The sequence below is a fragment of the Cupriavidus sp. a3 genome (assembly GCF_051015765.1).
GTDB lineage: Bacteria > Pseudomonadota > Gammaproteobacteria > Burkholderiales > Burkholderiaceae > Cupriavidus > Cupriavidus oxalaticus_A.
The window spans coordinates 4462278-4470047 of the sequence record NZ_CP170643.1 but is presented as its reverse complement, the minus strand read 5'-3'; the positions used below and the strand labels follow the sequence as shown (position 1 = coordinate 4470047).

The 7770-nt window shown below is 68.7% G+C and carries 8 protein-coding genes and 1 pseudogene; all 9 read left to right on the top strand.

Annotated features, from left to right (window positions below):
* Positions 1–702, top strand: a 702-nt coding sequence (locus tag ACAD63_RS21320) for a carboxyl transferase domain-containing protein (protein ID WP_434033233.1), incomplete at its 5' end; no start/stop codon positions are given.
* An 80-nt stretch (positions 703–782) separates the two neighbouring features.
* The gene (locus ACAD63_RS21315) at positions 783–1673 is read left to right on the top strand and encodes a dienelactone hydrolase family protein (protein ID WP_133098113.1); all 891 of its coding nucleotides are present in this window, start codon (positions 783–785) and stop codon (positions 1671–1673) included.
* A gap of 44 nt (positions 1674–1717) precedes the next feature.
* Positions 1718–2506 (top strand): enoyl-CoA hydratase/isomerase family protein, encoded by a 789-nt coding sequence (locus ACAD63_RS21310; RefSeq protein ID WP_133098114.1) that lies wholly within the window; start codon positions 1718–1720, stop codon positions 2504–2506.
* A gap of 326 nt (positions 2507–2832) precedes the next feature.
* On the top strand, positions 2833–4239 hold the full coding sequence (bioA, locus tag ACAD63_RS21305) for an adenosylmethionine--8-amino-7-oxononanoate transaminase (RefSeq protein WP_434033232.1): 1407 nt from the start codon (positions 2833–2835) through the stop codon (positions 4237–4239).
* Entirely contained in the window at positions 4229–5443 is a 1215-nt protein-coding gene (bioF, locus tag ACAD63_RS21300) for an 8-amino-7-oxononanoate synthase (RefSeq protein ID WP_135704191.1), read from the top strand. Before bioA ends, bioF begins: the two co-directional genes overlap by 11 nt.
* Positions 5440–6177: a dethiobiotin synthase gene (gene bioD, locus ACAD63_RS21295; RefSeq protein WP_133098117.1), complete on the top strand. Its 738-nt coding sequence runs from the start codon at positions 5440–5442 to the stop codon at positions 6175–6177. The genes bioF and bioD overlap by 4 nt, the downstream gene beginning before the upstream one ends.
* A 23-nt stretch (positions 6178–6200) precedes the next feature.
* Entirely contained in the window at positions 6201–7223 is a 1023-nt protein-coding gene (bioB, locus tag ACAD63_RS21290) for a biotin synthase BioB (protein WP_133098118.1), read from the top strand.
* Positions 7224–7333: 110 nt separating this feature from the next.
* A pseudogene (locus ACAD63_RS21285) lies at positions 7334–7459 on the top strand (biotin carboxylase N-terminal domain-containing protein); the annotation flags it as partial.
* A 177-nt stretch (positions 7460–7636) separates the two neighbouring features.
* Positions 7637–7770, top strand: a 134-nt coding sequence (locus ACAD63_RS21280; protein ID WP_434034032.1) for a biotin carboxylase N-terminal domain-containing protein, incomplete at its 3' end; no start/stop codon positions are given.

Sequence of the window (7770 nt, the reverse complement as noted above, 5' to 3'; positions counted from 1 at the left end):
GTGCGCGAGGTAATCGCGCGCATCGTCGACGGCTCCGAGTTCGACGAATTCAAGGCGCGCTACGGCACCACGCTGGTATGCGGCTTTGCGCGCATCTGGGGCTACCCGGTCGGCATCGTCGCCAACAACGGCATCCTGTTCTCGGAGTCGGCGCTGAAGGGCGCGCACTTTATCGAGCTGTGCTGCCAGCGCAAGATCCCGCTGGTGTTCCTGCAGAACATCACCGGCTTCATGGTGGGGCGCAAGTACGAGAACGAAGGCATCGCCCGCAATGGCGCCAAGATGGTGACCGCGGTGGCGACGGCGCAGGTGCCCAAGTTCACGGTGATCATCGGCGGCTCGTTCGGGGCCGGCAACTACGGCATGTGCGGGCGTGCCTATTCGCCGCGCTTCCTGTGGATGTGGCCGAACGCGCGCATCTCGGTGATGGGCGGCGAGCAGGCGGCGAGCGTGCTGGCGACGGTGCGCCGCGATGGTATCGAAGCGAAAGGCGGCAAGTGGAGCGCGGAGGAAGAGGATGCGTTCAAGCAGCCGATCCGCGACCAGTACGAGCACCAGGGCCACCCGTACTACGCCAGCGCGCGGCTGTGGGACGACGGCGTGATCGATCCCGCGCAGACGCGCACGGTGCTGGGGCTGGGCCTGTCGGCCAGCCTGAACGCGCCGATCGAGGACATGAAATTCGGCGTGTTCCGCATGTAGCGCCGTCACGGCATCGTCGCTGTCTGCTTTACTGGTTTCATGGCTTCATCGGTTTCATCGGTTTTTTGGCTGCTACTTCCATGCGTTGCGTGACCCGTCTGCTTTCCTGCCTTGCCACGGTGCTGGCCTTGCTGCCGGCGCTGCCGGCGCCGGCGCAGACCGGGGCCGGCACCGGGCAGGCCACGCCGCGCATGCGTTTCACCGAGCAGGTGGTGATGCTGCCCAAGGCCGCGATACCGTCGCGCATCGACCTGGAAGCGACGGTGTTCAAGCCGCCGGGAGAGGGGCCGTTCCCGCTGGTGGTGATCAACCACGGCAAGGCGCCGGGCCGGCCTTTCATGCAGGGGCGCGCGCGCTTCGCGGCGCAGAGCGCCGAGTTCCTGCGCCGCGGCTACGCGGTGGTGCTGCCGATGCGGCAGGGTTTTGCGCGCTCGGGCGGCGCCTACGTGGGCGGCAGCTGCGACATCGAGGCCAACGGCATGATGCAGGCCGACGACGTGGTGGCCGCGCTCGACTACATGGCCACGCTGCCCTATATCGACATGGAGCGCATCGTGGTGATCGGGCAGTCGCACGGCGGGCTGACCACGATGGCCTTCAGCACCATCGGCTATCCCGGCGTGCGTGGCGTGGTCAACTTTGCCGGCGGGCTGCGCAACCTGAATTGCGCGGACTGGGAAGACCGGCTGGTCGACGCCTTCGCGAGCTATGGCAGCTCCGCGCGCTACCCGTCGCTGTGGGTGTACGGCGACAATGACAGCTACTGGCCGGTGCCATTGCCCGGCCGCATGTTCAACGCATACAAGGCGCAGGCCAAGGGAGAAGCGGCCAGGGCCTGGCTGGTCGACGTGGGCGACTTCGGCAACGACTCGCACCGGCTGTTCAGCGCGCGCGAAGGCATCCCGCTGTGGCTGCCCGAGGTCGCCGCATTTTTCCACTCGCTCGGCCTGCCGTTCGAGACCGGCTCCTGAGCCGCATCCGCCAATCATTCAGACATCCGCCAACGGAGCGAACCATGGAATTCACCACCCTCACCGTCAATATCGCCAACCACGTCGCCACCGTGACGCTGAACCGGCCCGACGTGCGCAATGCCTTCAACGAGACCGTGATCGCCGAAGTCACCGGCGCCTTCCGCGCGCTCGGCGACATGGACGAGGTTCGCGCCATCGTGCTGGCCGGCAATGGCCCGGCCTTCTGCGCAGGCGCCGACCTGAACTGGATGAAGAAGATGGCCGGCTACTCCGATGACCAGAACCGTGCCGATGCGCTGACGCTGGCGCAGATGCTGCATACGGTGTGGTCGTGCCCGCGCCCGGTGATCGCGCGCATCCAGGGCGACACCTATGCCGGCGGCATGGGGCTGGTTGCCGCGTGCGATATCGCGGTCGCCGCCGAGCACGCGCATTTCTGCCTGTCCGAGGCGCGCCTGGGGCTGCTGCCCGCCACCATCAGCCCCTACGTGATCCGCGCCATGGGCGAGCAGGCGGCGCGCCGCTACTTCATCACCGCCGAGCGCTTCGACTCGGCCGAGGCGCTGCGGCTCGGCTTCGTGCACGCGGTGGTTCCGGCCGAAGCGCTCGACGCCAAGGTGGCCGAGCTGGCGGCCGCGCTGGTCGGCAACAGCCCAAACGCCGTGCGCGAGAGCAAGCGCCTGGTGCAGGAAATCGCGGGGAGGATGATCGATGACGACCTGCTGGCGGATACGGCTGACCGGATCGCGAAGATCCGCGCGTCGGAGGAAGGGAAGGAAGGGGTGCGGTCGTTCCTGGAAAAGCGGTCGCCGTCGTGGCGGCCGGCCTGAGGCTTTAATCCAACCGAGTGTTTGCGCCCCTCTCCCGCGTGCGGGAGAGGGACGCCACGTTGCAGCACACCGGAAGCTTGCAGCTCCGAAAAAAAGCTCGCCGAATTTTGCGTGGAGATCGCGGCACGCTAAGCGCAAGACTGGTGCTTCATCCCGATAACATCCCCCAATTCCTGCCAAATCACCCCCAAATCAAGAAATTCGGCAACATTGCCAACCCCAAGGAGACATCCCTAACATGACCCTCCCAACCCGTCCGCCAACGTCGCGTACCCGGTCCAGCCGGCAGCGCCAGACACCCGGGCGGTCAACAAAGGAGGGCTACCTTGGATCACCTGTCCCTTTCCCCAGGCGGCGCGCAGTCGCTGGGCCAGCGCAGCCGCAACGCGGTCTGGCACCCCTGCACCCGCCTGCGCCCCGATGACGACGCCCTGCCGCTGGCGATCGTGCGCGGCGAAGGCCCGTGGCTGTTCGATGCCGACGGCCGCCGCTATTTCGACGCCACCAGCTCGTGGTGGGTCAACCTGTTCGGCCACGCCAACCCGCGCATCAACGCCGCGCTGGCGAGCCAGCTGGAGACGCTCGAGCATGTGATGCTCGCCGGCTGCACGCATGCACCCGCGGTGGAGCTGGCCGAGCGCCTGTCCGCGCTGAGCGGCGGCGCGCTCGGCAATGTGTTCTACGCCTCGGATGGCGCCTCGGCGGTCGAGATCGCGCTGAAGATGAGCTTCCACTACTGGCGCAACACCGGACTGCCGGCCAAGCGGGAGTTCGTCTGCCTGCGCAACGGCTACCACGGCGAGACCGTGGGCGCGCTCGCGGTGACCGACGTGGAGATCTTCCGCGACGCCTACGACTCGCTGATCCGCCGCGCCCACGTGGTGATGTCGCCCGACGCGCGCCAGGCCTTGCGCGGCGAATCGGCCGCCGACGTGGCCGCGCGCGCGCTGGCGGAGCTGGAAACGCTGCTGCGCGAGCGCGCCGGCCAGATCGCCGCGCTGATCGTCGAGCCGCTGGTGCAGGGCGCCGCCGGCATGGCGATGCATGACCCGTCCTACCTCGACGGCGCGCGCGCGCTGTGCGATCGCTACCGGATCCACCTGATCGCCGACGAGATCGCGGTCGGCTGCGGCCGCACCGGGACCTTCTTCGCATGGGAGCAGTCGCGCGGCGAAGCCGCGGCCGAGACGCCGCTGCCCGCGCATGCGTGGCCCGATTTCCTGTGCCTGTCCAAGGGCATCAGCGGCGGCTACCTGCCGCTGTCGCTGGTGCTGTCGCGCCCGGAAATCCAGCGCGCCTTTGTTGCCGACGAACTGGCGCGCAGCTTCCTGCATTCGCACTCATACACCGGCAACCCGCTGGCCTGCCGCGCCGCGCTGGCCACCCTCGACCTGTTTGAGCAGGACAACGTGATCGGTCAGAACCGCGAGCGCGCCCGCTGGCTGGCCGACGCGATGGCGCCGCTGGCCGCCGACGCGCGCCTGCAGCACGTGCGCCAGCGCGGCCTGGTCTGGGCCGCCGATGTGCGCGACGACGTGGCCGGCGCCGATTTCTCATCGCGCTTCCACCATGCCGCGCGCGCGCGCGAGCTGTTGGTGCGCCCCATCGGCAACACGCTGTACGTGCTGCCGCCCTATGTCTTCGATGCCGCGCAGGCAAGCTGGCTGGGCCAGCAATTGCTGGCCACACTCGACGATGTCACCACTGGCGCGGAGGTCCGCCATGCTGCTTGAACAACTGAAACAGGCCGCCGCACAGCGCCAGCAACTGGCGCTGACGCGCCGCCGCCGCATCGCCCATACCGCGTGCGCGCCGCACCAGGCCGTGGGTGCCGCCGATGCGCAGCCACAGCCGCTGCTGACTTTCTGCAGCAACGATTACCTCGGACTGGCGAACCACCCGAAGGTGATCGCCGCGCTGGCGGAAGGCGCGCACCGCTACGGCGCCGGCAGCGGCGCTTCGCACCTGGTCAGCGGCCATTCGCTGGCGCATGCGCAGCTGGAGGAGGAACTGGCACGCTGGTTCGCGCCGCAAATCCCGCATGCGCAGACGCTGTATTTCTGCACCGGCTACATGGCCAACATGGCGGTGCTGACCGCGCTGGGCACGGCGGGCGCGACGCTGTTCTGCGAATCGCTCAACCATGCCTCGCTGATCGACGGCGCCCGGCTGGCGCGCGCCGACGTGCAGCGCTACCCGCATTGCGACACCGTCGCGCTGGAAGCGCTGCTGGCGGCGAGCACCAGCGAGCGCAAGCTGATCGTCACCGACAGCGTGTTCAGCATGGACGGCAACGTCGCGCCGCTGCGCGAGCTGCTGGCACTGGCGGAGCGCTACGACGCGTGGATCATCGTCGATGACGCGCATGGCTTCGGCGTGCTGGGCGAGCAGGGCCACGGCGTGCTGGAAGCGCTGGGGCTGTCGTCCGAGCGCTTTATCTACATCGGCACGCTCGGCAAGGCCGCCGGCGTGGCGGGCGCGTTCGTCGCCGCGCACGAGACCGTGATCGAGCACCTGGTCAACACCGCGCGGCCATACATCTACACCACGGCCGCGCCGCCGGCGGTAGCGCATGCGCTGCTGGCCAGCCTGGCGATCATCGAAGGCGAGGAAGGCCGGCAACGCCGCGCGCAACTGGCGCGCTGCATCGCGCGGCTGCGCGAAGGCCTGGCGCGGCTGGCGGCCAGCGCGGGTTGGTCGCTGGGCGAGAGCCAGACCGCGATCCAGCCGCTGATCATCGGCGATAACGCCGCGTCGCTGGCGCTGTCGGCGGCGCTGGAAGCCGGCGGCATCCGCGTCGGCGCGATCCGGCCGCCGACCGTGCCGGAAGGCACCGCGCGGCTGCGCATCACGCTGTGCGCCGCGCACGACGAGGCCGATGTGCAACGGCTGCTCGACGCGCTGTCCGAGGCGATGCCGCGCAAGGAGGCTGCATGACCGCGCCGCGCAATTTCGCCTGCTTCGTCACCGGTACTGATACCGGCGTCGGCAAGACCCACGCCAGCGCCACGCTGCTGCATGCGTTGAAGGGCGCCGGCTACCGCAGCGCGGGCATGAAGCCCGTCGCCAGCGGCAGCGAATGGCGCGATGGCCACTGGCACAACGACGACGTGGCGCAGCTGCGCGCCGCCAGTTCGGTGACGGTGCCGCTCGGCCATACCTGTCCGTTCCTGCTGCGCACACCGTGCTCGCCGCATCTGGCCGCGGCGCGGGAAGGGGTGCGCATCACCCGCGCACCGATCCGCGCTGCCTTCGACGCGCTGCGCCGGCAGGCCGACGCTGTGGTGGTGGAGGGCGTGGGCGGCTTCCACGTCCCGCTGGATGCCGGCGCGGTGCGCTGGAGCACCGCCGACCTGGCCGTGATGCTGGGCCTGCCGGTGGTGATGGTGGTCGGCATCCGCCTCGGCTGCCTCAACCACGCCGTGCTGACCGCCGAAGCGATCCGCGCGCGCGGCCTGGTGCTGGCCGGCTGGATCGCCAACCGCGTCGACCCCGACCTGCTGCTCGCCGACGAGAACATCGCCACGCTGCATGCATCGCTGGACGCGCCGTGCCTGGGCGAGCTGCCGTGGCAACTCGACCCCGCCGCCTCAGCAGGGCGCCTCGACCTCGCGCCGCTGTTCGCCGCCACCGCCAGATCCCGGGCCGAGGCCGCCGGCCTCGCCGCCTGAACCACAATCCGACTGAAAACAACATGACCCAAGCCCACACCGTTACCACCATCTCCGCCGAATCGCTGCGCCAGACTGCCCGCCAGCATGCATTGCCCGACGACGCCAAATGGCGCGTCGACGACGTTGCCGCGCTGTTCGCGCTGCCGTTCAACGACTTGCTGTTCCGCGCCCAGCAGGTGCATCGCGAGAATTTCGACGCCAACACCGTGCAGCTCTCGACGCTGCTGTCGATCAAGACCGGCGGCTGCGAAGAGGATTGCGGCTACTGCCCGCAAAGCGCGCACCACGACGCCGGCGTCAAGGCCGAGAAACTGATGGCGCTGGACGAGGTGCTCGACGCCGCGCGCGCCGCCAAGGCCAACGGCGCCACGCGTTTCTGCATGGGCGCCGCCTGGCGCAGCCCCAAGGACCGCCACCTCGAGCCGGTGATGGACATGGTGCGCGAGGTCAAGGCGATGGGCCTGGAGACCTGCGTCACGCTGGGCATGCTCAAGGCCGAGCAGGCGCAGCAGCTAAAGGAAGCCGGGCTGGACTACTACAACCACAACCTGGATACCTCGCCCGAGTTCTACGGCAAGATCATCACCACGCGCACCTACCAGGACCGGCTCGACACCATCGGCCATGTGCGCGACGCCGGCATCAACGTCTGCTGCGGCGGTATCGTCGGCATGGGCGAATCGCGCGAGGCGCGCGCCGGCCTGATCGCGCAGCTGGCCAACATGGACCCGTACCCGGAGTCGGTGCCCATCAACAACCTGGTCCAGGTCGAAGGCACGCCGCTGGCCGGCACCGAGGCGCTGGACCCGTTCGAATTCGTCCGCACCATCGCGGTGGCCCGCATCACCATGCCCGGAGCGATGGTGCGCCTGTCGGCCGGCCGGGAAGCCATGGACGAGGCGCTGCAGGCGCTGTGCTTCATGGCCGGCGCCAATTCCATCTTCTACGGCGAAAAGCTGCTGACTACCGGCAACCCGCAGGCAGATCGCGACCGCGCCCTGCTGGCCCGGCTCGACATCCGCGCGGAGGGTTACGCGGGGTAGTTGAGCGGGATGGTCTCGCGGCAAGGTTACGTGAGATAGCGACGCGGAATTAACCCATTGGACACCTCCCCGCCGTAAGATGCCGATAACGGCATAACAAGGAGGGAGCCATGTTCAGCAAGATCCTGATTGCCAACCGCGGCGAGATCGCCTGCCGCGTGGCCGCTACCTGCCGCCGGCTCGGCATCCGCACCGTCGCGGTGTACTCGGATGCCGACGCCGATGCCCGCCACGTCGCCTTCTGACGGTGCTGGGGCTGGGCCTGTCGGCCAGCCTGAACGCGCCGATCGAGGACATGAAATTCGGCGTGTTCCGCATGTAATTCGGCATGTAATTCGGCATGTAAGCCTGCCCTCCAGGCATCCCAGAATCGTATTCAAGAACGCTCCCCGCGAGGAGCGAAAGGCGAAGTCATGTTCACCAAAGTCCTGATCGCAAACCGCGGCGAGATCGCCTGCCGCGTGGCCGCCACCTGCCGCCGGCTCGGCATCCGCACCGTCGCGGTGTACTCGGATGCCGACGCCGATGCCCGCCACGTCGCCTTCTG

Bases quoted from the DNA above. Each gene is read 5' to 3' on its own strand.
- bioF (WP_135704191.1), top strand. From the start codon at position 4,229: ATGCTGCTTGAACAACTGAAACAGGCCGCCGCACAGCGCCAGCAACTG.
- bioB (WP_133098118.1), top strand. From the start codon at position 6,201: ATGACCCAAGCCCACACCGTTACCACCATCTCCGCCGAATCGCTGCGC.
- ACAD63_RS21315 (WP_133098113.1), top strand. From the start codon at position 783: ATGCGTTGCGTGACCCGTCTGCTTTCCTGCCTTGCCACGGTGCTGGCC.
- ACAD63_RS21310 (WP_133098114.1), top strand. From the start codon at position 1,718: ATGGAATTCACCACCCTCACCGTCAATATCGCCAACCACGTCGCCACC.
- bioD (WP_133098117.1), top strand. From the start codon at position 5,440: ATGACCGCGCCGCGCAATTTCGCCTGCTTCGTCACCGGTACTGATACC.